Source organism: Pantoea brenneri (assembly GCF_038594305.1).
Taxonomy (GTDB): domain Bacteria; phylum Pseudomonadota; class Gammaproteobacteria; order Enterobacterales; family Enterobacteriaceae; genus Pantoea; species Pantoea brenneri.
Genome location: NZ_JBCGBG010000002.1, coordinates 290499 through 315712, shown reverse-complemented (window position 1 = coordinate 315712; position 25214 = coordinate 290499). Strand labels below are relative to the sequence as shown.

General features: G+C 56.0%; 21 protein-coding genes. 10 read left to right on the top strand and 11 right to left on the bottom strand.

All coding sequences use genetic code 11. From position 1 onward, the window contains the following. Positions 1-608 precede the first annotated feature (608 nt). Positions 609-818: a hypothetical protein gene (locus AABB92_RS12275; protein WP_031376863.1), complete on the bottom strand. Its 210-nt coding sequence runs from the start codon at positions 816-818 to the stop codon at positions 609-611. A gap of 672 nt (positions 819-1490) precedes the next feature. Continuing rightward, positions 1491-2420, bottom strand: a complete 930-nt coding sequence (locus tag AABB92_RS12270) for a RepB family plasmid replication initiator protein (protein WP_031376864.1) — start codon at positions 2418-2420, stop codon at positions 1491-1493. Between the two features lie 473 nt (positions 2421-2893). Here AABB92_RS12270 and AABB92_RS12265 point away from each other — a divergent pair, with 473 nt between their 5' ends. Beyond that, on the top strand, positions 2894-4264 hold the full coding sequence (locus tag AABB92_RS12265) for an aldehyde dehydrogenase family protein (RefSeq protein WP_046289286.1): 1371 nt from the start codon (positions 2894-2896) through the stop codon (positions 4262-4264). A gap of 3 nt (positions 4265-4267) precedes the next feature. On the opposite strand, the gene AABB92_RS12260 is transcribed toward AABB92_RS12265, so the two are convergent. Then, complete coding sequence (locus AABB92_RS12260) at positions 4268-5479, bottom strand: NAD(P)/FAD-dependent oxidoreductase (protein WP_046289287.1); 1212 nt, start codon at positions 5477-5479, stop codon at positions 4268-4270. Positions 5480-5590: 111 nt separating this feature from the next. Between AABB92_RS12260 and AABB92_RS12255 the strand changes: the two genes are divergently transcribed. Next, on the top strand, positions 5591-5854 hold the full coding sequence (locus AABB92_RS12255) for an ASCH domain-containing protein (protein ID WP_238585847.1): 264 nt from the start codon (positions 5591-5593) through the stop codon (positions 5852-5854). 80 nt (positions 5855-5934) lie between these two features. Here the strand turns inward: AABB92_RS12255 and AABB92_RS12250 are convergent, their stop codons facing one another. After that, a complete protein-coding gene (locus AABB92_RS12250; RefSeq protein WP_031376866.1) occupies positions 5935-6483 on the bottom strand; it encodes a helix-turn-helix domain-containing protein in 549 nt (182 codons plus the stop codon). Positions 6484-6593: 110 nt separating this feature from the next. Between AABB92_RS12250 and AABB92_RS12245 the strand changes: the two genes are divergently transcribed. The 4 genes from AABB92_RS12245 (at position 6594) to AABB92_RS12230 (ending at position 9375) form a co-directional block, all read left to right on the top strand. Then, positions 6594-7262 carry an AzlC family ABC transporter permease gene (locus AABB92_RS12245; RefSeq protein WP_031376867.1) on the top strand — a complete coding sequence of 223 codons (669 nt, stop codon included), beginning with the start codon at positions 6594-6596 and terminating at the stop codon, positions 7260-7262. Continuing rightward, positions 7259-7582 (top strand): AzlD domain-containing protein, encoded by a 324-nt coding sequence (locus tag AABB92_RS12240; protein WP_031376868.1) that lies wholly within the window; start codon positions 7259-7261, stop codon positions 7580-7582. The genes AABB92_RS12245 and AABB92_RS12240 overlap by 4 nt, the downstream gene beginning before the upstream one ends. Positions 7583-7681: 99 nt before the next feature. Further along, positions 7682-8590, top strand: coding sequence for an alpha/beta hydrolase (locus tag AABB92_RS12235; RefSeq protein ID WP_031376869.1), 909 nt, complete (start codon positions 7682-7684; stop codon positions 8588-8590). A gap of 56 nt (positions 8591-8646) precedes the next feature. Further along, positions 8647-9375 carry a DJ-1/PfpI family protein gene (locus AABB92_RS12230; RefSeq protein ID WP_031376870.1) on the top strand — a complete coding sequence of 243 codons (729 nt, stop codon included), beginning with the start codon at positions 8647-8649 and terminating at the stop codon, positions 9373-9375. Here AABB92_RS12230 and AABB92_RS12225 read toward each other — a convergent pair. Genes AABB92_RS12225 through AABB92_RS12215 form a run of 3 tightly spaced genes read right to left on the bottom strand, consistent with a single transcriptional unit; the run spans position 9325 to position 14427 of the window. Beyond that, positions 9325-10290, bottom strand: coding sequence for an acyltransferase family protein (locus tag AABB92_RS12225; RefSeq protein ID WP_031376871.1), 966 nt, complete (start codon positions 10288-10290; stop codon positions 9325-9327). The genes AABB92_RS12230 and AABB92_RS12225 overlap by 51 nt on opposite strands. Next, complete coding sequence (locus AABB92_RS12220; RefSeq protein ID WP_031376872.1) at positions 10283-13339, bottom strand: efflux RND transporter permease subunit; 3057 nt, start codon at positions 13337-13339, stop codon at positions 10283-10285. The genes AABB92_RS12225 and AABB92_RS12220 overlap by 8 nt, the downstream gene beginning before the upstream one ends. Next, positions 13339-14427 (bottom strand): efflux RND transporter periplasmic adaptor subunit, encoded by a 1089-nt coding sequence (locus AABB92_RS12215; protein ID WP_031376873.1) that lies wholly within the window; start codon positions 14425-14427, stop codon positions 13339-13341. Before AABB92_RS12215 ends, AABB92_RS12220 begins: the two co-directional genes overlap by 1 nt. 516 nt (positions 14428-14943) lie before the next feature. Between AABB92_RS12215 and AABB92_RS12210 the strand changes: the two genes are divergently transcribed. Beyond that, positions 14944-17673: a cation-transporting P-type ATPase gene (locus AABB92_RS12210; protein WP_031376874.1), complete on the top strand. Its 2730-nt coding sequence runs from the start codon at positions 14944-14946 to the stop codon at positions 17671-17673. Here the strand turns inward: AABB92_RS12210 and AABB92_RS12205 are convergent. Next, complete coding sequence (locus AABB92_RS12205) at positions 17662-18696, bottom strand: AI-2E family transporter (RefSeq protein WP_031376875.1); 1035 nt, start codon at positions 18694-18696, stop codon at positions 17662-17664. The two genes, AABB92_RS12210 and AABB92_RS12205, sit on opposite strands and share 12 nt — an antisense overlap. Positions 18697-18911: 215 nt before the next feature. Here AABB92_RS12205 and AABB92_RS12200 point away from each other — a divergent pair, with 215 nt between their 5' ends. The 3 genes from AABB92_RS12200 to AABB92_RS12190 all read left to right on the top strand — a co-directional run bounded on the left by AABB92_RS12200 (position 18912) and on the right by AABB92_RS12190 (position 21364). Beyond that, the gene (locus AABB92_RS12200; RefSeq protein ID WP_031376876.1) at positions 18912-19517 is read left to right on the top strand and encodes a TetR/AcrR family transcriptional regulator; all 606 of its coding nucleotides are present in this window, start codon (positions 18912-18914) and stop codon (positions 19515-19517) included. A gap of 51 nt (positions 19518-19568) precedes the next feature. After that, positions 19569-20438, top strand: coding sequence for an alpha/beta fold hydrolase (locus AABB92_RS12195; RefSeq protein ID WP_046289288.1), 870 nt, complete (start codon positions 19569-19571; stop codon positions 20436-20438). 581 nt (positions 20439-21019) lie between these two features. Beyond that, a complete protein-coding gene (locus tag AABB92_RS12190; RefSeq protein WP_425343578.1) occupies positions 21020-21364 on the top strand; it encodes a sigma-S stabilization anti-adapter protein IraP in 345 nt (114 codons plus the stop codon). A gap of 522 nt (positions 21365-21886) precedes the next feature. On the opposite strand, the gene AABB92_RS12185 is transcribed toward AABB92_RS12190, so the two are convergent. From AABB92_RS12185 to AABB92_RS12175, 3 genes are all read right to left on the bottom strand, one after another. Then, entirely contained in the window at positions 21887-22417 is a 531-nt protein-coding gene (locus AABB92_RS12185; protein ID WP_031377585.1) for a GDYXXLXY domain-containing protein, read from the bottom strand. Next, complete coding sequence (locus AABB92_RS12180; protein ID WP_046289289.1) at positions 22410-24617, bottom strand: DUF4401 domain-containing protein; 2208 nt, start codon at positions 24615-24617, stop codon at positions 22410-22412. The genes AABB92_RS12185 and AABB92_RS12180 overlap by 8 nt, the downstream gene beginning before the upstream one ends. A 157-nt stretch (positions 24618-24774) precedes the next feature. After that, positions 24775-25191 carry a winged helix-turn-helix transcriptional regulator gene (locus AABB92_RS12175; protein WP_046289290.1) on the bottom strand — a complete coding sequence of 139 codons (417 nt, stop codon included), beginning with the start codon at positions 25189-25191 and terminating at the stop codon, positions 24775-24777. Between the last annotated feature and the right edge of the window lie 23 nt (positions 25192-25214).

Genomic DNA, 25214 nt, shown 5'->3' with positions numbered 1-25214 from the left:
GATTCAAAGTGCATCAGACATGCAGACTGTCACCCGGCTGCCATCCCGCGTAATGCAGGCACCCAAAAGGCATACAGCGCCGTGTGTTGGCTTGACCTGTCTGACCTTTGAAGCGAGACCTGAACTGAGCTTAGAGCTTCTGGCGTTGATTCTGAGGCATCAGATGTGGCCCCTGAACGAGAGCCGTAGACCTGTCGCTAACTTAAAGCGCTAAACCCAGCGAGCAGGATCCTCAGCCTTTGCCTCGTGCCTTAAGCGCCGAATCGACCAGCACAACCGCAGTTTTCCAGCCCGTGAGCTTGCCTGCTTATCGTGAGGCGTGAGCTTTCAATCCTGAGCCCTGACACTGACATGGATGCAAAACCGTGATGTCTTAACCTACGCTTTGAGCCTGAAAATTTAGCTCGTAGCTCGTAGCTCGTAGCTCGTAGCTCGTAGCTCGTAGCCAGAAGTCACAATCATTAACCCTACGCCCGCAACCCTTAGACTTTATTCCAGAGCTTCAGCATTACGCCTAAGCAGTCAACGTCAGACCGCCTGCCACTCATGGAGCAGAGCAGAGCACCATCAGCTTTCCAGCCAGTCACAGCTACGCTCAAACAGCTGAACTAATTACCACCGATGAAGCCGATCAGCCCGTAATCCGCATTCAGAATCGCAACCAGACATTCACTGTAATCAGTAGTCCGATTAGCTCGTTCTCTTTCAGCCAGCACAACGCCACAAACATTCACTGTAATCAGCAGACCATTCACTGTAATCAGTAGGACATCCTGGAAACGCTTTCGCTTTGCTGCCATAAGCAGCGTTTTGTTCACAGCGTATCCAGCCGGAGAACAAACCGTGCGCAACGTTCACTGTAATCAGTAATCCATCCGGTTTCCTTGCCATCACTTACGGCGGAGGTCACCACAATCATGTTGGCAGCGATGCTCAGTCACGCCAGGAGAGGCGGGCACAGGTCTTTAACGTTCACTGTAATCAGCGATTTTGCGAACCCTGTCACGTTTGTCACTGATTATCCTGAAAAACTTTGCCGGTTAGCGTAATAGCCTGCTCAAAGGCACTGAGTCAGTTAATAATCTTATAGCTCAGTGATTTAGGCCCTATCATTCACTGTAATCAGTAATGCGCTGTGGTAAAGGGTTCACTGTAATCAGCAGACCCGCGTTTACCTGCCGGGAACATTCACTGTAATCAGTAAAGCGGGTAAACGCAGCGACCGGCATGAAGAAAACAAAATGAAGCGAGCACTCACTAACCAGTAAAGAACTGTTATTTAATGATTTTCATTTACACCCCCGCAGGAGGAGATATTCGCCTGATTGAGGTTTGCTGATTACAGTGAACGTTACTGATTGCAGTGAACAGTAACAGGGATACTGATTACAGTGAACGGTAGGGGAGCAGAGGAGGGAGAGGCGCAGTGTCACGTTTCGGCTGAAAGTGACACTGCAACGCACAGTAACTGATTGCAGTGAATGTTGTGATCAGTCGTCGAATTCAATCTCATCCAGTGAGTCAATGCTCTCCAGATTACTGATGCCATCAAGTTTCGGCGTACGGCTGTGGATGATAAAAAATACCGAGCGGCCGCGTTTCACTTCTGAATAATCCAGGTAACCAATCTCTTTCAGCTGCTCCATCGCGCGGCGCACTACGTGATTCTGGGTGGTCGTTTTGGAACCGAGGTTCAGACGCATCCGCAGTCGGGCGAGTGAGATTGGGGCAGGATTGGTCGGCAGACTTTCGAGGAAGGTATAAAGCGCCTGAGCAGACTCTTTACGCTTGAGCCGTGAGATAGCCCGCAGCTGCAGTAACACCTTATGATCGAAATTATAGAGTTCGAACAGCTTAGGATCGGCCTGAATACGGACGATATCTTTCTCACGGTCGTAATACGCTGACTGCACCAGGTGCGTATGGTACGCCTTACCGTTACCTTCAAAAGAGAGGGTATTGGTGGCAATACGTCGCAGAGATGCATCCAGTCGCTTACGCAACGCGGCAGAGGAGTTAGCAGAAGGAATGCCACACATCTTCACAAAATCGATAAACGGCAGAGTCACCGTGTCGCCTTTGGTCGGATAACGCGAAAAGGACTGGATAATGCCAGCCCAGGTTTTAAAGTCGTTATCCATATCCAGTCGCGCGCCGGTGATGGTAATCTTTTCATAGCCTTCAGCTTTCACCAGCGAGAGGTTTTTCAGCTCTTTAGTCGCATCCGTAGAAGCCATGGCACCCGATTTACCGCGCGCTGTCGATTTCAGCGTCGGAACAAACAATCCCAACCGCATTAAAGCAACAGGTTGAACCGTATTATTCTTGTTGGGATGAAGCTGAATAACTTCACCACTGTTTTTGGTCACCGACAGAAAAGGTTCTAGTAACGCTTTGTTTTCACTATCTTTATCTGCCATAGCTTGAGATCTTCATTCTGTGGATGAAAGGGATCGTTTTCTGACTACAGTGAACATTAGCACTGTTTATAGTGAACATTCTACCTGGTACAGTGAATAAAGTACTGATTACAGTGAACACTTTACTGATTATAGTGAACGCGATCACCCTTTCAGCCCTTGTGGGGTGCGGCCTGCGACGATCGGGGATCTCTTAGGATCTCTATATGATCTCTTTAGGATCGTTATATAGGAACTAACCACTGTATAAGTGGATAACTGCTGTCGGCGCTGACCATTATGACCGGTTAAAAGAATGGTCAGGATCATTATGGCGATCGCTACCAGACCCACGATCGTCAGCGTCATACAGGCTGAATCAGCATCATTTAAATTCTCAAACCCTAAAGAACTTCCTCATTATTATTCATTTTTCATCACTAATGGCTGAGCGTATGGTGGTGGCACTGTTATCTGAATGAGGAAAGTGCATCATGACTGACTATGCCATCTCACGTAACCCGACCACTGGCGAAGAAATTGCACGCTATCCAATGCTGACTGCCGATGAGCTGGAAAAGAGCCTGAGCCGCAGTGCTGACGCTTTTTCACAATGGCGACACAGCACAATGGCAACGCGAGTCGCGGTTCTGCGTCAGTTGGGCGAACAGATCCGCCTGCGTGAAGCTCAACTCTCACGCACTATCACCCTGGAAATGGGTAAACCTATCGCTCAGGCGCGGGCCGAAGTGCTTAAATGCGCCAACTTATGCGACTGGTATGCAGAGCATGGCCCGGCAATGCTGGCTGACCAGACAACTCAGGTTGCCGATGCGTGGCAACGTTTCCGTCCGCTCGGCGTGATCCTCGCAGTAATGCCGTGGAATTTCCCACTGTGGCAGGTTCTGCGCGGCGCAGTCAGCATGCTGCTGGCAGGCAACACTTATCTGCTTAAACACGCGCCTAACGTCATGGGAAGCGCGACGCTGATGGCTGAGCTGTTCGACGCTACCGATCTGCCGGCGGGTGGCTTTAACCTGATCAACGTCGACAATGATGGTGTCTCCGCCGCGATCAAAGACGATCGTATTGCTGCCGTCGCGGTGACCGGTAGCGTGCGAGCCGGTGCTGCGATTGCCGCGCAGGCCGGTGCCGCCCTGAAGAAAACCGTATTAGAACTGGGCGGATCCGATCCGTTTATCGTGCTGGCGGATGCCGATCTGGATGAAGCCGTGAAATCAGCGGTGATTGGTCGCTTCCAGAACACCGGACAGGTCTGTATGGCGGCTAAACGCTTTATCGTTGAAGCGCCCGTGGCGGAAGCGTTCGAAAAACGTTTCACCGCTGCCGTTCAGGCGTTGACGATGGGCGATCCGCTGGATGAAAACACCTTCCTCGGACCAATGGCGCGCACCGATTTGCGGGATGAACTGCATCAGCAGGTCGAAGCCACGCTGCGTGAAGGCGCGCGTCTGGTGCTCGGCGGTGAAAAAGTGGCGGGGCAGGGTAACTACTATGCGCCGACCATTTTGTCAGACGTCACCCCCAACATGACCGCTTTCCAGCAGGAGCTGTTCGGACCGGTGGCGGCTATTGCGGTGGCGCGCGATCCACAACATGCCCTGGCGATCGCCAACGACAGTGAGTTTGGTCTGAGCGCAACGGTGTGGACTGCCAATGAAGAGATTGCCGATCGGCTGGCGTCAGAACTGGAAGTGGGCGCCGTATTTATCAACGGTAACGGCGCCTCTGATCCACGGGTGACGATCGGTGGCGTGAAGAAAAGTGGCTACGGACGTGAACTGTCGCATTTTGGCGTGCACGAATTCTGTAACGTCCAGACCGTCTGGAAAAATCGTCGCTAGCTTTTACTGCGCTGCCGGCAGATAGGCAGGCGCAGCAACGTTCCGCCCGTCACTGAGCGGACGCACTAACCGATCCGGCGCAAAGTCAGCCAGCATCGCGGGACGTGCGCCGCTCATCATCTCCTCAGCCACCAGCTTGCCGAGTAACGGTGCCAGCGTCATACCGCTGTGGCTTACCATCAGATAGATCCCCGCCAGTCCGCTGACATAACCAATCGCCGGTAATCCATCAGCCGGGCGTGAACGTTGTCCGACCTCAATCCGTTCAATCCGCGCATTGTCACTGTTGGCAAACAGCCGCCGCAGGCGACGCAGCAGTTCATTACCGATCATCCCATCCACTGCAACCGGACGTGCCGGATCGGCATGCTGATCCAGATCCAGCGCCTGCAACATCAGGCGACCCCCACCATCGGGCCGCACGTTCAGTTCCGGGGTGATGATGTTGCAATTGAGCTGAACCGGCAGGGGCTGCGTATGCGCCAGAAAGCTGCAGGCGGCGGGATCGGCACGGTTAGCATCGGTCATCGCCAGTTCAAGACCACACTGCGCCAGCAATTCAGCTGACCAGCGGCCGGTCGCCAGCACCAGCTGATCGCCGTGCCAGCAGTTGCCACTGGCCAGCGTCACTGAGACGCCCTGGTCGGCGGTGGAGAGTGTCGTCACCTGATCGTGACAGATCAGCTCGCCGCCCAGCAGGCGCAGATCGGCCAGCATCCGGGCGATAAACAGACTCGGATAGATCAGACATTCAGAGGGGAAATACCATCCCTGCTGTACCCGGGGATCGAGTCGCAGTTCCGGCAGGGCAGCCTGCAGTCTGGCGCGATCGTAGGGTTCTGACGGGTAATCGAGCGCCTTGAGCTTTGCCACCCGTTGTTCAAGCTGACGCCGGGTTGCCGGATCTGCTGCCCACTCCAGCGTGCCGGTTTCCAGCAGCCACGGCGCTGGCGTGGGGTGTTCAGCCTGCCAGCGCTTGTGCTCGTCAATGGCCGCTGCGTTGAGCCGGTGATAGCTGGCCGGATCTTTGCCGTTGGCATTCACCCAGCCATAGCTGATCTGACTGGTGCCGCTGCCGGGATAGCGTTGGTCAAACAGCGTCACCTGCGCGCCCTGACTGGCCAGCGATCGGGCGACCGCTAAGCCCAGCACGCCCGCACCGATGACGGCAATACGGTGTGATCCAGTGTGTTGTCGCACAGTCTTTTGAGGCATAGTCACTCTTCTCCGTAATGGATCGACGCAGCGAAAACCGCCGAGGGTTTGAATCAGGTGGCCTGTTCAGTTCAGGCTGATAGTCAGGATTAACTTAACCGGGAGTCGAAAATGCAACAACTCTCAATTGTGCCGCGCCTGTTGCCCGCCGTCCGACGCGGTGAGAAAACCCATACCCTGCGCTGGCAGGAAGGGGATATCCATCCTGGCCCGCTTCGCTACTGTAATCAGCAAAATCCAGCCGACACGCTGGTGGTGTGGGTGACAAGCGTTGAGACGCTGCCGCTGTGCGGCAGCGGAGAGATTAGGAAAGCAGGCAGAGTGGCCGGATGCGGTGCTGCTGGCCGGGATGCGCGAACACTATCCGGCAATTGAGCTGACCTCACAGGTGCAGCTGGTGCATCACCTCACACCAGAGGCAACGCGTAAACGCATGGCTGAGGGCTGAACGACGCCTACATATGCTCCATTACCAACAGCGCCAGGGTATCGGCTTCCAGCGCACGGAAAATATGCGGCTCATCGCCGGGATAGGTAATGTAATCGCCCACTTCCAGTTCGACCGGCGAATCAACCGGACCGACCAGCGCCCGACCTTTAGCGACGATGATGTGCTCAATGGTGTTAGGGGAGTGCGGCTGCGAACAGCGATCGCTACCGGGCTGAACCTGCAACAGATAGATATCGCGGCGTGCGCCCGGCGGACAGGTCGCCAGCAATACCGCCTGATAGTCGGCCAGATCGGCGGTCACCGTCGGTCCTTCCCCCTGGCGAATCACCTGCATACGGCGCGCTTCCGGCTCCATCAGCCGTGAAAACGGAATATTCAGGGTCACGCAAAGCGACCACAGCGTCTCGATGCCGGGATTACCGTTGCCCGCTTCCAGCTGCGACAGGGTGGATTTGGCGATACCCGCGCGACGTGCCACTTCTGCCAGCGATAAGCCGGCCCGCTGGCGTTCACGGACTAATGCGTTGGCAATGATGCTGATAGGGGTATTCAAAGGGACTCCTGCAGTGTGATCGTTCTCTATAACGAACGTAATGTTCGTCTTGTAAAACAGTCTGACGATGTTCATTATAATGGGTAATTCGTTCATTATGAGATCAGGTTATGCAGTTTCCGCAAACAAAGTTGCTGGACAAAGGAGTGGTAAAGGCCATTTTCCTGGTCTGTCTGGCTGATGGCATTGTTGGTTTATCGTATGGATCACTGGCAACCGCCGATGGGTTTCCGCTGTGGGTGCCGCTGGCCCTCTCCACCCTGGTGCTGGCCGGGGCCTCGGAGTTTTTGTTTATTGGCGTGGTGGCCGGCGGCGGCAGTCCGTTCACGGCGGCGGCGGCGGGTCTGCTGGTCAATGCCCGCCATCTGCCGTTTGGCATCGCGGTAAAAGATCTGGTGGGACGGGGTCCGGCGGGCTGGCTGGGTTGTCACATCATGAACGATGAAAGCGTGGTGTTTGGGATATCCCAGCCGAAACTGGCGCAGCGGCGCAGCGCCTTCTGGCTGTGTGGCATCGGCATTGGCCTGATTTGGCCAATCAGCGTTATGACCGGCGCGGCTATTGGCCAGTTCATTCCCGATACCTCGGTCATCGGACTGGATGCGGTGTTTCCTGCCATCCTGATTGCGCTGATTTTTCCGGCGCTGCGTCAGCGTCGAACCCGGGTTCCCGCCGTGCTCGGCGCTGCTCTGTCGCTGCTGGCGACGCCGCTGGTGCCGGCTGGCATGCCGGTGCTGTTTTCGCTGCTGGGCCTGCTGGCATGGAGATCACGCAAATGAGCCACCAGACGATGGTCATCGCCGGTATCGCCCTGCTGGCCGCCGGTACCTGGCTGATGCGCTTCGCCGGTGTCAGGCTGGGAAATCGCTTACCGCTTAGCGAACGCAGTCAGCAAATGCTGTCGGACGCCGCCACGGTATTGCTGTTAGCTGTGGCTGCCACCACCACTTTATTTGAAGGTCAGCACTTTTCCGGTATGGCGCGGGTTATCGGCGTCGGTTTTGCGCTGCTGCTGGCGTGGCGTCGTGCGCCACTGATTATCATTATTCTTGGCGCGGCGCTGATGACGGCGTTATTACGCTACTTCGGGGTGCCTTGATCGACGATAACCCCAGCAACAGCGGGATTTTATTGGAGCAGATATTTGTTAGCATGCCGGTCAGTTAATTTTTGTTAATGAGTAAACAGGCGCTGCTGAATGAATTTTGCCCGTAAAACCTTCCGTTATTGCTTCCCGTTGCTGCTCACGCTGGCCGCTGTTTTTTTGATCATGCCCGCCGAAGCCCGACCTGATCTGCGCCCGTTAGGTGAAAATATCGCCGACAAAGGCTCGGCGTGGTACCGCTTCGAGAGCAGAACTTTTGACTCGCAGGACGGTCAGCGACACTACCGGGTCTGGCTGGGTATTCCGAAAACGGCGGCTCCGCCCGCGGGATATCCGGTGCTGTATATGCTGGACGGGAATGCGGCGATGGATCATCTGACGGAGAGCCAGCTAAAACAGCTGCGCAGCGGCAATTCGCCGGTGCTGGTGGCGGTCGGCTATGACACCCGGCTGCCGTTTGATGTGGCGGCGCGCAGCTATGATTACACCCCACCCAACGATGCACCGAACCCGGAGGTGATTCAGCCGCACGGGCGCAAGGGTGGCGGCAGCCAGCAGTTTCGTCAGTTGCTGCTGGAAAGTATCGTTCCGTGGGTCGAGGCTCAGGCCGCCAGCGATCCGCATCAGCGTGGCCTGTGGGGCCACTCATACGGCGGCCTGTTCGTGCTGGATACCTTTTACCATGCCGCCTGGTTCAGTCATTATTTTGCTGCGGCTCCATCGCTGGGCTGGAACCAGCAACGCATCATCGGACTGGCGCGACAAGCCGATCCGCGTGCGCTGCAGCCGCTGTCTCTTTATCTGATGGAGAGCGACGGCGTCACCGAACGGCGGGCGGGTCACTCCGATGATCTGCAACGGGAAGAAGCGGAACTGACCAGTATCCTGCGTCCGTCGGGCGTCACGCTGCATCTGACGCATTATGCCGGGCAAAGCCACGGTCAGATCCTGCCCTCGTCGCTACGCGATACCTTAACCCTTTTCTCCGGCGCAAAAGATTGATAAGCGCGGGCTAATCATCGCATGATGTGGTCTGGTGATCCGCCGGGAGTCTTACCATGAGCCGTCCGCTACAGATTGGTCTGTTGCTGTTTCCTGATGTTACCCAGCTGGACTTAACCGGTCCGTGGGAAGTGTTTGCCCGCACGCCGCAGTTCGTCTGTCATCTGGTGTGGAAGGACCTGCAGCCGGTTCGTTCCGATCGCGGCTTGTCGATTCTGCCTGGTATGACGTTCGACGCCAGCCCGCAACTGGATGTGATCTTCGTGCCCGGCGGTCCGGGACAAATCGCGCTGATGTCCGACCGTGAGACGCTGAACTTTTTGCGTCAGCAGGCGCGACAGGCGCAATGTGTGACCTCGGTTTGCACCGGCTCGCTGGTGCTGGGCGCGGCGGGATTGTTACAGGGATATCGCGCCACCTCGCATTGGGGATCGATTGACCAGCTGGCGTTACTGGGCGCTGAGCCGGTCAGCCAGCGGGTGGTACGTGACCGCAACCGGATTACCGGCGCAGGGGTGACGTCCGGCATCGACTTTGCCCTGACGCTGGTGGCCGAACTCTGTGGTGACGCCGTCGCCAGGGCGATTCAGTTGCAGATGGAATACGATCCGGAACCTCCGTTCAACAGCGGCTCACCCCGAACCGCGCCAGCCGGCGAGGTGGAACAGGCGCGAAGTCAGATGGCGTCTTTCATTGCCACCCGACGTCTGGCCACGGAGCAGGCGGCGGCCCGGCTACAGGCTGATCAGCTTACGGACGCCGGGAATACGCAGCATCAGCAGTGAAATAGCCATCGAAAACAGCAGCGTCAGGGCGATAACCAGCAGCTTGTCGCCCAGCGTCTGAATTCGGATCGCCGCGGCCAGCAGATTAAAAATCAGATAGTGCAGGATATAGACGCCGGTCATGGTCTTGCCCAGCGTGGTCAGGAAAGCAGTAATCCACGGTTTATTCGCCGGCAGCCTGATGGCATTAATGCTGATCACAATCAGCACCACCAGCAGGTAAACCTGTGAGCCGGTGAGTACCATTTCATTGCTGGTGGCAAAAAAGCGGGCGATGAAGTAATAACGCTCATACAGCCAGGTAAACAGCCAGACCGCGGGCAGCAATAGCAGGCTGCTTTTGATCATCCGTGGCGACATCAGCAGGCGGATCACCTGCGGCGCAGCCATCAGCCGCCCCGACAGGTAATAGAGCACCCAGGTCCAGATACGGTACTGCGGCAATAGTGAAAACGCCCGCTGGCTGGGATAGAGGCTGGCCAGCAGGTCATATCCAAAGGCAAAAATCAGCAGCAGCAGTATCCCCAGCGCCATCCGTCCAGGTGTACGGAACAGCCGATCGAACAGGGGATGCGAAACGTAAATCACAATCAGCGCAATCACAAACCACGGCTGGATTAAATAGCCCTTCTTGTGCAGGCCGGCAAACCAGAAAAAGCCAAACCAGAACAAAAAAATCAGCAAAATACGGCGAATTTTACTCAGCTGCCACGCCGGAGTAGGCTGCTCGCCCGCATCCATATAGCCATTGAGTAAAAAGTAGAGCGGCGTAGCGATGGTCGAAACAAAGCTCAGCACATTCAGCGCCAGGCCCGAGTCGTAGTGGTAACTGTCGTAGCTCTGATAAAAGGTAAAAAAGGAGACGGCAGTGATGCAGGCCAGCGTCTTGAGCATCGCCAGCCCGCTTTTATTCACTTTTCATCTCCCGTCCATGCAGGCAGCGGTAAATCACCGGTAATACCAGCAGGGTTAACACGGTGGCGAAGCCCAACCCGAAAATGATCACTACCGCCATGCTCTGGAAGAAGACGTCACGCAGCAGCGGCAACAGTCCCAGCACGGTGGTAAAGGCGGTCAGCAGGATAGGGCGCAGACGTGAGGTTGCGGCATCAATAATTGCCTGTTGCAGCGGTTTTTCCTGCTGCAGCAGCCGAATCTCCTCAACCAGCACGATACCGTTGCGGATCAGCATGCCTGACAGGCTGAGCAGGCCAATCAGCGCCATAAAGCCAAACGGAATACCGGTGAGCAGGAAGCCGCAGGTGACGCCGATCAGCGCCAGCGGCACCGTTGCCCAGATCGCCAGCGCGTCACGCAGCGAATTGAACATCAGGATAGTAATCACGAACATCGCCAGGAATCCCACCGGCAGTGAACTCAGCAAACCGCGCTGCGCGTCGCGTGAACTCTCCAGTTCGCCGCCCCATTCAAGCCGGTAGCCAGCCGGCAAGTCCAGCCGATCGATCTGCGGCTTAACCCGGGCGACAATCTGCGCGGACGTTAAGCCCGCTGCGGGATCCGGATCGGTCTGCACCGTCAGCACCCGCATCCGATCACGCCGCATGATCAGCGGATTTTCCCACTCCAGCCGGAAGTCCGCGACCACATTGCTGAGCGGAACGACGCGCTGTAAGGCGGCGCTCCACTGCTGAATATTGGCGATATGATCGATATCCTGACGCTCTTCATCCGCCGGGTAGAGCATCACCGGCATCAGTCGCGAGCCGTCACGGAAAATGCCCACCGCATCGCCGCTGAAATTCATTCTCAGGGCCTGATCGATATCGCGTTTATCAATGCCCAGCTCCTGGCCGCGTAGCGCAGAATAGAGCGGCCGGATCACTTTGCTCCGCTCCTGCCAGTCATTGCGCACCGGGAAGGTGGTGCCGTCCGCGAGGAAGATGGCGTCCAGCTGGCTGGCAATGTGGCGCAGTTTTTCCGGATCGGGACCGATAACGCGCAGGGCGATTGCACTGTCGCTGGCGCTGCCAAACTGAATGCGTTTAATCCGCTCATTCACCTGCGGGTAGTGCTGCTGAATAAAGTGTTCAGTTTGCAGCGCTAACGCATCCAGCTGACGGGCATCTTTGACCCGCACCATGATCTGGGCAAAGTTGCTGTACTGGCGGGCGCCATCATAGGTCAGCGTAAAGCGCAGCGCGCCCTGACCGACCGTGGTGACCGTCGCCTCTACCGCCGGGTCCTGATTGATAAAACGCGCAATCGAGGCCGCCGTCTCTGCGGTGTAGTGGATATCGGTACCGTAGGGCAGCCACAGGTCGGTAAAGAAGATCGGCGTGCTGGAAGAGGGAAAGAAATTCTGCTTAACCAGACCAAAGCCGTACAGCGACACGGCTAACAGCGCCACCATCACGGTCAGGGTAGTCAGACGAAAACGCAGCAAGCTGCTGAGCATCTGGCGGTAAAGGCGGAAAACCACGCCCTGGTAAGGCGCGGCTTGCTGTACCGGCTGGCGGGCCGGCTGACGCTTCTCGCTCCAGCGGATAAACACCGGGGTTAAGGTCAGCGCGGTGACCCAGCTCAGCATCAGCGAAATCAGCAATACCTGGAACAGTGATTTGCAATATTCGCCGGTGGAGTCCTGGGACAGGCCGATCGGGGCAAAGGCGATGATGGCGATCACGGTCGCACCCAGCAGCGGCAGCGCGCTACGGCGTATCATCCGGTTCATTGCCTGTTGTAAGGGCTGGCCGCGCTGGTGGTCAATTTTGACTCCTTCAACCACCACGATAGCGTTATCGACCAGCATACTCAGCGAGATAATTAACGCTCCCAGCGATATCCGCTGCAGCTCCAGGCTGAATAAATTCATGATCAGCAGAGTGCCCAGCACGTTGAGCGCCAGCGAGGCGGCAATCACCAGCCCGCTGCGTAAGCCCATAAACAGCAGCAGCGTACCGACCACAATGGCCAGCGCCATCAGGAAGTTAAGGATAAAGCCATCAACCGACTGTTTGACCTCGTGCGCCTGGTTATAAAACACCTTCAGGCTGATGCCCGCCGGCGTATCCTGCTGATAGCGCGCCAGCTTGCTGGAGAGCGCATCGCCGACGTCAATCACGTTGACGCCTGGCGCAAAAGAGACGCCAATCGCCAGCGCGGCCTCGCCATCAGCAAAATAGAGATTCGCCGGATTATCCGTAACACCGTGCGTCAGGGTGGCGATGTCGCGCAGATGCACATTTTGCGGACTGCCGGCCGGCAGAATCGGCAGGCTGGCCAGGTCGTCCAGCGTCTGCAACTCGCCGGTTGAATGGAACCGGATGGATTCACTGTCGACCCGCACGCTACCGGCATTGGCTACGCTGTTGTTGCGGCTGAGCAGTTCAGCTATCCGCTGTGGCGTCAGGCCGTAGGCGGTCATTTTAGCGGTGGAGAGGGCGATCCGTATCTCTTCCTGCTCGACGCCCGCCACCGCGACTTTAGCCACGCCGGGCACCAGCACCAGATCGCGCCGCAGCTGATCGGCATAGTTGCGCAGTTCGCTGTTGGTGAAGTCCTTGCCATGGATGACAAAAAAGTAGCCATAGACATCGCCGAAATCGTCGTTGACCAGCGGTGCCTGAACGCCTGGCGGAAACTGGCGGGTCGCATCATCAACGCGTCGCCGCAGTTCGTCCCAGATCTGCGGCAGCTGATCGGCAAGGTAGCTGGTATGAATGTTGACGGTGATCTGCGACAGGCCATTGGCCGAGATGGAACTGACGTTATCCAGCGACGGCAGGCGCTGTAAGGCATTCTCTAGCGGCAGGGTGACCTCTTCCTCCACCTGCTGCGCTGAGGCACCGGGATAATGCGTCACAATCACCGCTGATTTGATGGTAAATAGCGGATCTTCCAGCCGTCCGATATTGAGCAGGGCGTAAATGCCGCCCACGCCCAGCAACAGAATAATCATCCAGTAGCGGATCGGCTTATCAAGGAAATGCTGCTGAATACGCATTATAACCCCCGCTCGCGCTGCCAGATCCGCACCGCTTCGCCTTCACGCAGCTCACCCACGCCGGCGGCGACAATCCGGTCACCCGGTTTCAGTCCGCTGACGATCTCAACGCCTTGCGCACTCAGCCTGCCGACTTCAACCTGGCGGTCTTTGACCCGCAGAACATCGCCCTGTTGCTCCACCAGCCAGACGTGCGGCTGATTAGTCGGGCTGTGATCGGGATTAAATACCGCGGCGGCAGGCACCACAAGACGCGGCAGCGCCGGGGCATTGGGCAGATTATGCAACTGGACCCGCACCGAGCCGCTCAGGCCCGCCACGCCGGGTAAATCCGCCGGACGCGGCATGGTCAGCACCACCTGATAGGTCAGGGTGGCGGCATCGGTCTGGCTGGTGTGCTCCTTATACTGAGCCTTAAATACCCGGCCCGGCAGCGCATTGAACTGCACCTCGGGCTGATAGTCGATGTTCTGGATATCGAGACTGGTAAACAGGGTTTCGGGCAGCGTAAAAATCACATCGAGTAAATCTGCGCGGGTCAGCAGAGCCACCGGCTGTCCGGCAGCGACGACCTGATGATTACGCACCTGAACCTGCGCGATCATCCCATCAAACGGGGCGCGCAGCGTCAGGAACTGCAGCTCCTCCCTGGCGAGTTTTAACGCCGTCGCCGCCGCATCGCGATTGGCTTTTTGCACATCCATCTCCGACTTAGAGACGGCGCTGCGCTGTGCCAGGGTGCTGAAGCGTTGATATTGCCGTTCGGCGAGTTGCAGGCTGGTCTGACGGTCACGCACCCGTAATTGTGCTTCAGCGTCGTTGAGCGTGGCGAGGATCTGACCCGCTTTAACCGCTGTTCCATCGCGAATATTCAGGGTAATCAGCTGACCTGCGCGCTTAAACGCCAGATCGGTATTGTCACCGGCCTGAATACGTGCAGGAAAAATACGGATATTTTGCGCAAGATCAGATTCAATAGTGAATGTTTTAATTACGCGCGGCGGTGGCGCATCCGGCTCTTTTTTCTCGTCGCAGGCTGTCATAAAAACACAACAGAGCAAAACAGGGATAACTTTGTGTTTGATCATTTTCCTCGCCTTAACTTCAGCTATTTTAGCCGCGGTTTAATAAGCGTTAAGGAATAATTCAGCCCGATGCTTATTGCCAGCGATTTAAAATAAAGTTTAACCGCATCAACATATTTTTAAGCCAAACGGCAGGGCCGCTTCGTTTGTTACATATCAGATTGGCATCTGTGAAACCACCAGCCAGGTTAATAACCCCACCAGCGTGGTCGCGGCAACCGCGAGAATAACGAAACCGCAAAGCACGATAATGCTCTGTTTTTTCATCAGAGTTTCCTTTTATAGGCCACGATATAAACCGATGCACACTGCATGAGCCAGGCTAAACCTTAGCTAAACAAAAACAACGTTGTCATTCTGATAATATAGGTTAAATTTAATTTAGCCATTCCTGTCATTCACCAGACCTTTTTTGCAGAAAAATGATGTCGGTCATTACCTGTGGGTTTTGCATCCCGCAAAATGCGTTTTTTTTAAATTTCGCCTTTAATTCATCGCTTAATGGCACGGGGTTTATATATGCTAAACAACGAAAAACAGGATAAAGCGCCCGCTTTATCCGATCGTCCCTGGTATCAGCGCAGTGTGGCCGAGATATTTTCTGACTTACAAAGTTCGTCAGCGGGATTAACCTCGGCCACCGCGCATGACCGTCTGCAGAAATATGGTCCAAATGCCCTACCGCAAAAAGCAGAAAAGTCTGCGCTGCTAAAATTTATCGCGCATTTCAAAGATGTACTGATTTATATCCTGCTGGCTGCCGCAGTGATTACTGCAATCATGGGCCACTGGGTAGATACCTTTGTCATTCTCGGCGTTGCTGTCATCAACGCACTGATTGGATTTATCCAGGAAAGCAACGCCGAGAAATCTTTGAAAAGCATCCAGAATATGCTGGCGAATGAAGCCATGCTGGTGCGAGACGGTAAACAAGTCACCGTGCCGACGCGTGAGATTGTGATCGGTGACGTGGTGATGCTGCGTCCCGGCGATAAAATTCCGGCAGATTTGCGGCTGTTTGAAGTGAACAATCTGCGGGTCGAAGAGGCGATTCTGACCGGCGAATCGACGGTGGTATCGAAAAGCGTTGATACGCTGAGCGGTGAAAAATCGCTGGGCGATCGCCTTAATCTGGCCTTTTCAGGCACCACCGTCAGTTCAGGTACGGCGGCAGGCGTGGTCATCGCCAGCGGTGGCGATACTGAACTCGGACATATCAACGAGATGATCAGCGGCATCAAAGAGGTGAAAACCCCGCTGCTGGTGCAGATCGATAAACTGGGTAAAGCGATCTTCTTCATCATCCTGCTGATGATGGTGGCGCTGTTCATTTTCGGCTATCTGCTACGCGATATTCCGCTGGGCGAGCTGTCGCTGTCGGTGATCAGCCTGGCGGTCGCGGCGGTGCCGGAAGGGCTGCCGGCGATTATTTCGATCATCCTGTCGCTGGGCGTGCAGTCGATGGCGCGCAATCAGGCGATTATCCGCAAGCTGCCGACCGTCGAAACCCTGGGTGCCATGTCAGTCATCTGTTCTGATAAAACCGGCACGCTGACCATGAATGAGATGACGGTCAAAGCGGTGGTGCTGGCCAAAAGTCGCTGGCGCGTCAGTGGTAACAGTTATGAACCCAAAGGCGAGATCGTAGCCGAGCAGGCCACAGCAGGCACTACCAGTGCCGCACAGGATCCGCTATTCCAGCAGTTCCTGCGTGCGGTCGATACCTGTAATGAAAGCCAGCTCCGCCAGGATAATCAGGGCCACTGGACCATCGTGGGCGGCCCGACGGAAGGCGCGCTGAAAGTGCTGGCGGCCAAAGGGCTGACCGATTCCGGGCCAGTTGAGGTAGTCAGTAAGCTGCCATTTGATTCTCTGTATAAATATATGTCAGTCAGCTGCGTAGCCGGCGGCGAATCCTATGTATTGCTGACCGGCGCGCCAGACGTGCTACTCAATTTATGTCAGCAGCAGCAGACGCCGGAGGGCGCAGAGCCCATCGACCGTGACTACTGGGACGCCGCCATCACTACCTACGCCAGCGAAGGGTTACGTACCGTGGCCGCGGCCTGGAAGAAAACCGCTGCGCCGGTCACCTCGCTCGATCATGATGAGCTGAAACATGACATGGTGCTGCTGGGTCTCGCCTGCATGATGGATCCGCCGCGCCCTGAAGCGATCGCGGCCATTGATGAGTGCCAGCAGGCGGGAATCCGCGTCAAAATGATCACCGGTGACCATCAGGAAACCGCGATGGCGATTGGTCAGATGCTGGGGATTGGCAACAGTCACGCGGCAATCACCGGCTACCAGCTGGAACACATGAGCGATGCCGAACTGGCTGAAGCGGCGAAAACCTACGATATCTTCGCCCGCACCAGCCCGGAACATAAACTGCGGCTGGTAAAAGCGCTGGAAGCCAGTGGCGAAATTGTCGGGATGACCGGCGATGGCGTCAACGATGCGCCCGCGCTGAAACAGGCCAACGTCGGTATCGCGATGGGGATTAAAGGCACCGAGGTGACGAAAGAAGCGGCAGATATGATCCTGGCTGACGACAACTTCGCCACCATTGCCGCTGCGGTGAAAGAGGGACGTCGGGTTTATGACAACCTCAAGAAGACCATCCTGTTCATCATGCCCACCAACCTGGCGCAGGGTTTGCTGATTATTATCGCCATCCTGATGGGGAACCTGCTGCCGCTCACGCCGGTACAGATTTTATGGATGAACATGGCAACGTCCGCCACGCTGTCGTTTGGTCTGGCGTTTGAACCGGCTGAAGCCAATGCGATGCGGCGTCCACCGCGTAATGTGAAGGCGCACGTAATGGATGGTTACGCTATCTGGCGCGTGGTGTTTGTCGGCTTGCTGATCTCAATCAGCGCCTTCGTGCTGGAAGCCTGGCTGCAGCCGCGTGGCTACAGCGCAGAATTTATCCGCACTGTGCTGCTACAGATGCTGGTCACTGCGCAGTGGGCCTATATGCTCAACTGCCGTAACGCTGATGGCTTCTCTCTGGATCGCGGTCTGCTGAAAAATCGCGGCATCTGGCTGGTTACGCTGGTGCTGATTGTGCTGCAGGCGATAATTATCTATGTGCCACTGATGAATACGCTGTTTGGTACCCGTCCATTGCCGATCAACTACTGGATGATTTCACTGATCGTCAGCGTCATCATCTTCTTCATAGTGGAGATCGAGAAGCGTCTTACCCGTTCATGGCGACTGAAAACGCCCTCACGGCGTTAATTCCGACTGATGGTCCTGCTGCTGCGGATAACCCGCCAGCAGGACCTTTTTAATCAGATAGGTTAACGGAATCGCCAGAATTGCCCCGGTTATCCCCAGCAATGCCTGCCAGAACAGAAACGCCAGTAACTGGCTGGTCAGCGACATATCAAGCCGCTTACCCACCAGCAACGGTTCAATCACTGAACTCAGCCCCAGATTCAGCACCATGAAAAAGCCGGCAACCGCCAGCGCCATCTGCAGATCAAACAGTATGTAGCTCTGGACCACCGGCGGGATCGCCGCCAGGAACGATCCCAGTACCGGCACATAGTTAAAGACAAACATCAGTACGCCCCAGAAAAAGGCAAACTTCAGGCCCAGCAACTGCGCGCCGGTTCCGACGATCAGCGCGCCAAGCAGGCTGGTCAGGGTTTTTACCCGTGCATAAACGATCACACTCATAATCCCTTCCTGCAGTGCCTGATAAAGCGCCTGATGTTTGCCTGCTACCCGCTGTTGTAGCGTCTTTTTCAGCAGCGGTAATTCATACAACATAAACAGCAGCATCAGAAAGACCATGATCCACCAGGAGATGACGCCAGGTATCTGCGTCAGGAAGGCGGTCACTATCCGCACCACCGCACCCGCATCAACAAAGGTCAGCAGCTGGTCGGGCGTCATGCCGATATCCAGCCGGGCAAACGCCTGCGTGAGTTGCTCCAGCCGGGCGGCCAGCAGCAGCGGTGCCTGACGACTGAGCTGCATCAAATCGGGGGTCAGCACCGTCAGTTTAATGATGGTGACCACCACCACCATCAGCATCAAAGCAATCACCAGTATCGTCGACACAATACGCGGTATGTGCTTCTTCTCCAGCCAGCTGATAAGCGGATCGAGCATGATCGACAATAACATCGCCAGTAGCACCTGGTTGATCAGCGGTGCCGCCAGATAGAGGCCGCTAAGAATGAGGGTTAACGAAGCGAGAACAAATAATACGCGTGCCAGCGGCGGCCAGAGGGTAAACCAGCTCAGTCCCATGAGGGAGCTCCTTTAGCGAAGATAAATTGCAGTATAGATGAGCGGCCGGTAACAGCGCTTTGCGTCAGGTCAGTCGGGATTAGCATCCCGCAAAGCGGACCGGCGAACCGGTCGCTGTTCAGATCCTGAGTTTGGCGAGGACGAAATACGCCTCTTTTATTGTGAGTAGATTCCGGCTATCGTTAAGGAAACGAACGTTTCCTAAAGGGCGAGCAATGCGCAATGATAATCGGATCAGAGAACGGGGCCGACCGCGGGCATTTCAGACAGAAGCGGCGCTGGACAGCGCGATGCAGATCTTCCGCGAAAAAGGGTATCACGCCACCTCGATAGGCGATCTCAGCCGCGCGATGCAGCTCACCACCGGCAGCATTTACAAAGCGTTCACGGATAAACGCTCGCTGTTCGCGCAGGTGTTTGCACGCTACCTCTCATTACGCAACGCCGCGCTGAGCGAGCGGCTGGCGCAGTGTGAAAACGGTCGCGCCAGGCTGGCAGCACTGCTGCAATTTTATGTGGAATCAGTACGTGATATTGAAGGCGAACGCGGCTGTCTGGTCGCCGGCAGTGCCGTTGAACTGCAGACGCTGGATGACGATCTGGCCGATGCGGTCAGTGACGCGCTGACGCGCAATCAGCAGAATCTGCGGCAGCTTATCGTTCAGGGACAGCAGGATGGCTCGATCAATCCGGCGCTGAATGCTGATGCCTCCGCCTCACTGATGTTATGTATTGTGCTCGGTATGCGGGTGGCCGGCAAAGTGGCCGCGACCCGGCCGGATGAAAGCGTTATCCCGCTGGCCCTGAAAATCCTCGACTAAATTTTTTAATCAATATGGAAACGATCATTTCCTAAATTTTGGAGCGACACCATGCAACATAATTCGCACTATCAGCATCACTTTGCCAGCGTGGATCAACTGCGTCTTCATTATCTCAGTGCCGGATGTGAAAACGCCGAGGTGGTAGTTCTGCTGGCCGGTTTTCCGCAAAGCAGCTATGCGTGGCGCGAGGTCATCCCTGGGCTGGCTGACCACTTTCAGGTGATCGCACCTGACCTGCCAGGACAGGGGGACTCTGACTTTCCTGCTGAGGGTTACGATACCGATACGGTGGCGCAGCGGGTAATGGCGCTGTTACAGCAGCTCGGCATCACGCGCTTTCATCTGGTGGGACACGATATCGGTGCCTGGGTCGCCTGGTCGCTGGCGGCGCAGTTTCCGCAGCACGTCAGCCGGCTGGCGCTGCTGGATGGCGGCATTCCCGGCATTACGCTGCCTGAGTCGCTGCCCGTGGCCGGTGGTAATGCCTGGAAAACCTGGCATTTCGCCTTCCACTGCGTCAGCGATCTGCCGGAAGCGCTGATTGCCGGCCGGGAGGCGATCTACCTGGACTGGTTCTTTAACCGTAAAGCGGCCAGTCCGCACCGGATAGATGCGGCGGCGCGCGCTGAATATCTGCGCCTGTATCAGCAGCCCGGCGCGCTGCGGGCCGGGCTGGCTTACTACCGGGCGGTTGAGCAGTCGGCCGGCCAGAATCGCCAGCGCGCGCAGGCCGGAAAGCTGGCGCTGCCGCTGCTGGCGGTCAGTGCCGATCAGGGCTCGATACCGGATATGGCGACCCCGCTGCGCGCCGTGGCTGAGCAGGTCAGCGGTGCGGTTATCGGGGAATGCGGGCATTTTATTCCCGACGAACAGCCGGAAAAACTGGCGGAAATATTAACGGATTTTTTTACTCACTGATCCGATAAGCGGCTAACCGTGGCAGTGTGCCTGCGTATCGCCCCAGGCCGCCAGCGGCAGGCTGGCGGCGCTGCTGATATCCTGAGGCTGATTAAACAGGTTCAGGGGAGGTCCGGTTTTCAGCTGTTTTCGTCAGCCAGAAAATCTTTCTCATCAGCCCGGCAGAGGACGAAAATTCTGTTCTCCTTCAATAAATCGCTGCTGACGTAAATGTGCTTGTCAATTAACGCTAACCTGCCATGCTGGGCCCTCTTTTACCGGGGATGATCCTAATGTGTATTCATGAGGTTCGCTAAATTTCAATGCCCGTTCTGCGGTGACAGGAAGTTTACCTATTCTCTCCTGTCTGACATGAAGAAAGGTGCTCACGGAGCAGTCTGTTTTGGATGCGGCAGGCCGGTAACCGTGGCAAATTTTCAGAGGCTTACGCTGGTCAAAAAATAGTGTAATCCGACAGAGGTTTTGTTAATTATTTTCAGCCAGTGAACCAGTGGAAATGGTTAATCAGCGTTTCCTCAACCTGATTAACTGCCAAATATAGGTTTTATAGAGTATTTCCCATGAAAAACGTTGTGTTAAGCATGCTTGCCAAAATCTCTAAAATTGATGCGGCAACCAAACAGTTAACTGCCCGCGTCGAGGCTCAATCGCTTCTGATCAGCGCGCTGGTGCTTGCAGTGAGTAAGCAGGGCGGTGTGACTGAAATGATGGAAAGCGCCGGAAAGGCCATCAATACGATTATTGAGTCCGTGGATACCGATGAGGTGCTTAAATCGGATGCGGCCATTCTGCTGCACGAACTGCAGGACTTACTCATGATGGCCCGGACCGTTGATGGTGCCGCGGCTGAAATCGATCAGGATGGGCTTTCTGACATCACCGGCGTTTCTGCCGCAGAGGATGTGCAGCGTAAAAACGAGCAGTAGCCGAGTACCTGCCGGGCTAACCGCCGTTTATTACTTCTGCAATTGCAATCTCTGTACCAACGACTATCAACGTTTCCCGGGGAGATGCCCCGGGAAACGAACCCGCGTAGTGTGCACGCCTTTAAGCATTACGAAGGTTACGTACTTTACCGTGCCACATCCGGTAGCAGGCAACCTGGGTAAGCAGACAGAACCTGCTGCGCGGTAGCGTATCAACAGGTTGCTGCACCAACCATAATCTGCCTGTGCTACTCCGCTTCCGTCCCGACCGCCTTACTCACCCGATTGGCCGTTGCCCGCTTATAACACCTCTCCGGCTGGTTTAACTCAGCAGATCGCATTGGCAACTGATGCCGGAACGTTCAGCGTCTTAGTAAATATCAGCGCTAAGGCGATGATCGATAAACGGTTCCACAGACCAGCAAGAGCCTCGTGGCGATCCGCGACGTGCATCCTGGCAGCAAGGATCTTAAAGCCGCCTGTCAGAGCATTTTGTGGCAGGTCAGCGAGCGTCTGGCATAGTTAAGGCTGAATCGCTTTACCCTGCTCATCAAGCAGATCGGTCAGGAGTGCCGTACCATCACTCCCGACGCGGAATGCCCCGTAACGTGCCTGCGCGAAACGCTCGCCATGGCCTTCCTGAAAGAACCAGGCGTTGGTGCCGACGGTCAGCGAGCCAGAATGTTGATGGTATTTCACCCGTAGCTGATTCGCCTGCAGAGGCTCACCGTGATCAAACCGGGCCTGAGTCGCATGACGCTGCGCATCGAGGTCAACAATCAGCGTCCCGCTGGTGGGCAGGCAGGGCGCTGACAGGGTCGCGCCGCAGGTCTCAGCCTGCTGATACAACCTCAGTTCCAGAGGTCGGGTCAGGGCATAATTCAGCGCCATGTAATCACCCTGCATCAGGGATCGCGGGTCAACCGGCGCAAGGGGTAAAATCATGACCGCGCCCTGTTTCAGCACCTGCTCTTTTTGCCAGATGCTGACATTGACGGCCACCAGCGCCAGCGCTATCACTGCGCCTGCCAGCCATCGGCTCTGTTTACGCATTCTCACTGGCACCTCCGATTGGTGCGGGTAACACTTTTTTGACTCCCCATACCAGCCCCAGTAAAACCAGACCACCGACCATCAGCAGCAGGGATTTCTGCAGCAGAGTAACCGCCAGGAAGTAATACCAGCCAATGACATACAGCACCATGAAACCGCCACTGACCACCAGTAATCCCTGACTTCCCTGATAACGCGCCATCAGAATCAACCACAGGCCCAGTCCAATACCCGGTGCATAGAGGGCGACAGCCCCGCAGATCAGGGCGGCGGGCAGTGTGATAATCGAAAACAGCGACTGGCCATTCCTTTTCTGACTGAGTGCACTCAGCACTAAGCCTGCCGCGATCCCTGTGCCTGTCGCAGACTGAAGCGTAGTCAACTGCGCAGTTGACCAGATGAAATCCGTGAGATACGCCGCGTTTATCCCGAGGAAACTCAGCAACATCAGACCAGCCGGGATGCCATACAGCAGGGGATGTACCGCGTCAGCGTACGGCCCTGCCTGTAACCTCAGCTGATGACTGACGATCCACAGCCACCAACACGTTATCGCCGCCACCACTCCGCAAACAGCAAGGCGGCCAGCCGTCGGCGACAGGGACAGCCGGGCCAGAGAATGGCCCACCAGCACCAGAAAAAAGCTCAGGGCAGTGATGGCCATAAATCGATAAGTGCGGTCGGGCATAACCACCGCCATCACGGCCAGGATCGGCACTGCACACAGTGAACTGAGCATAAGGAAGCTGACGTCATTGCTGTGGATTTGCAGCAGAACGCCGGATATCAGCCCGCAGGTCGCCGCAATTGCCCATGCCAGCCCGAGGTGATGTTTACCGTCACGCTGACTGCGCAGCAGGCCGCGCGCAATGATGGCGAGCAGCAGTGAAGGAAGAATAAGGGTGGCGGCATTCGGTTGGTCGAGTAAGTCAGCGGTATAGAGCAGCAGTATCAGCAGTAACAGAATGATGATCGCTGCGATCCAGCCACCGACGCTTAGCGCCAGCCTCAGATACCAGGGCAGGTCGGAGGCGAGATCGCGTTGCTGAATTTCTTCAATCTGCGAGGCGCTTAGCAAACCCTGCTGACGCAACGTGTCTGTCAGTAAGGTCAGCCTGGCCGGAACCCGATCGATCGGCTCCTTTTCAACCATTTTGCGTTGCCACTTCAGCAGGATAGAACCATTTACCGCCAGCCAGAATGCCATCAGGGCACCGGTCAAAAACAGATCGCCCGTATCGTAGGCGTAAAGAAATAACCGCATGATTAGCGCACAACCAACAACAGTCAGACTGGCGATGCCCAGCGTCAGCATGCAGAGATCCTGATAGCGGTAACGGTACAGGTAATAACCTGCCAGCAGGGTGATCGCCCAGCCGACCGTGATGTAAGTAAAGTGGTTGTTACCGTCCCAGTCAGAAATGTTCCCGGCCACGATGGTGGTCAGCAGCAGCAGTAAAAATCCAGCCATCACCCGTGAGAACCAGCGACTTGCCAGCCAGCTCTCAGGATGATGCGTTATCGCCCGACAGGCCAGCGCTTCCCTGAAAAGCAGGCAGGCGGCCAGCAGCGCCAGATATCCGTGAAGCACCGCCGACGGGAGTCGGGTGAAGCTGTCAGACACGGCGAGATCCAGCAGTGAGGTCGGCATCGTGGTGTAATAGAGCTGGAACGCCAGGTTAGCGACCAGCCAGCTGCAAAACCACAGGCTGTTTTGCCGGGCAATCAGCGCCAGCGGCAGAAGAACGCATAACCAGGCCCGGAATAGCTCCCAGCTGTCAGCCCCGGTCTGATAAATCTGCCCATAAAGCGCAAACAGGGCGCCGAAACTTAACCCTGCTGCCAGCAATGCGCTGCGTGCCAGCGTGCTGTACCAGCGCCACCAGACCACCACCGCCAGCGCGACAATCAGCAGTTCAGCCAGGGCAAATTTCGCCATCTTCGGCAGCCACGCCCAGTTCCAGGCAATAAAGAATACCGATCCGGCAACCAGTGACAGTAATCCCAGACAGCAAAGAACCGGGATAAGAAACTGACGCCATTGAGTATCTGACGGTCTGATACCACAAAAAGCATAGATACGCTGGCAGGTCTCCGGGGTCAGGCTTCCTCTTTTCACCAGGCGTGCAGTCTGACGGCAAAGATACTCTGCCGTGCGTGACGGCATACCGGTTATGCCCTCGGGTGCAATCTCCCTCATACTTTCCCTGCCTCTGTTTGCGGAGTTACTTTTAATGTTAACGACGGGTCTTCCCTGCGATCAATCCGCGTGTCGGTGAGTAACACTCTGCTGAGCGGCAGAGCCGCGGATAAGTTTGCTGAATAAATGTAATCATCTTTTCGCGGACATAACAGCGTCAATCAAAGGCGACTGGTGGACCCGGATTGCAGGATGATTCAACCTCTTCTGCATGCCGGGAATCATACCGCAACTGAGCCTGCTCCATTTCCGCACCATGTTTTAGCGCCCATCCATACAGCGCACTAAAAGGCTCCTGAAGCGTCTGTGCCAGTGATGTAAGACTGTACTCCACACTCACCGGCGAAGTCGGCAGTACCTTTCGATGCACCAATCCATTGCGCTCAAGCCGCTTAAGCGCATCGGACAAGGCTTTGTGCGTAATCCCATCCAGTCGGCGGCGAAGTTCATTGAAGCGCACGGGTTCACTACAAAGTACGGTGAGAATTAAAATTGACCATTTATTGGTGATGTTCTCCAGCACCGGTCGGGTTTTTCCTATTTCTGTCAGATCATTACTCTCAATTTGAGCCATAGCGATATATTCCTCGATACCTG

Bases quoted from the DNA above. Each gene is read 5' to 3' on its own strand.
- AABB92_RS12270 (WP_031376864.1), bottom strand. From the start codon at position 2,420: ATGGCAGATAAAGATAGTGAAAACAAAGCGTTACTAGAACCTTTTCTG.
- AABB92_RS12265 (WP_046289286.1), top strand. From the start codon at position 2,894: ATGACTGACTATGCCATCTCACGTAACCCGACCACTGGCGAAGAAATT.
- AABB92_RS12260 (WP_046289287.1), bottom strand. From the start codon at position 5,479: ATGCCTCAAAAGACTGTGCGACAACACACTGGATCACACCGTATTGCC.
- AABB92_RS12255 (WP_238585847.1), top strand. From the start codon at position 5,591: ATGCAACAACTCTCAATTGTGCCGCGCCTGTTGCCCGCCGTCCGACGC.
- AABB92_RS12245 (WP_031376867.1), top strand. From the start codon at position 6,594: ATGCAGTTTCCGCAAACAAAGTTGCTGGACAAAGGAGTGGTAAAGGCC.
- AABB92_RS12240 (WP_031376868.1), top strand. From the start codon at position 7,259: ATGAGCCACCAGACGATGGTCATCGCCGGTATCGCCCTGCTGGCCGCC.
- AABB92_RS12235 (WP_031376869.1), top strand. From the start codon at position 7,682: ATGAATTTTGCCCGTAAAACCTTCCGTTATTGCTTCCCGTTGCTGCTC.
- AABB92_RS12230 (WP_031376870.1), top strand. From the start codon at position 8,647: ATGAGCCGTCCGCTACAGATTGGTCTGTTGCTGTTTCCTGATGTTACC.
- AABB92_RS12220 (WP_031376872.1), bottom strand. From the start codon at position 13,339: ATGCGTATTCAGCAGCATTTCCTTGATAAGCCGATCCGCTACTGGATG.
- AABB92_RS12215 (WP_031376873.1), bottom strand. From the start codon at position 14,427: ATGATCAAACACAAAGTTATCCCTGTTTTGCTCTGTTGTGTTTTTATG.
- AABB92_RS12210 (WP_031376874.1), top strand. From the start codon at position 14,944: ATGCTAAACAACGAAAAACAGGATAAAGCGCCCGCTTTATCCGATCGT.
- AABB92_RS12205 (WP_031376875.1), bottom strand. From the start codon at position 18,696: ATGGGACTGAGCTGGTTTACCCTCTGGCCGCCGCTGGCACGCGTATTA.
- AABB92_RS12200 (WP_031376876.1), top strand. From the start codon at position 18,912: ATGCGCAATGATAATCGGATCAGAGAACGGGGCCGACCGCGGGCATTT.
- AABB92_RS12195 (WP_046289288.1), top strand. From the start codon at position 19,569: ATGCAACATAATTCGCACTATCAGCATCACTTTGCCAGCGTGGATCAA.
- AABB92_RS12190 (WP_425343578.1), top strand. From the start codon at position 21,020: ATGCTTGCCAAAATCTCTAAAATTGATGCGGCAACCAAACAGTTAACT.
- AABB92_RS12185 (WP_031377585.1), bottom strand. From the start codon at position 22,417: ATGCGTAAACAGAGCCGATGGCTGGCAGGCGCAGTGATAGCGCTGGCG.
- AABB92_RS12180 (WP_046289289.1), bottom strand. From the start codon at position 24,617: ATGAGGGAGATTGCACCCGAGGGCATAACCGGTATGCCGTCACGCACG.
- AABB92_RS12175 (WP_046289290.1), bottom strand. From the start codon at position 25,191: ATGGCTCAAATTGAGAGTAATGATCTGACAGAAATAGGAAAAACCCGA.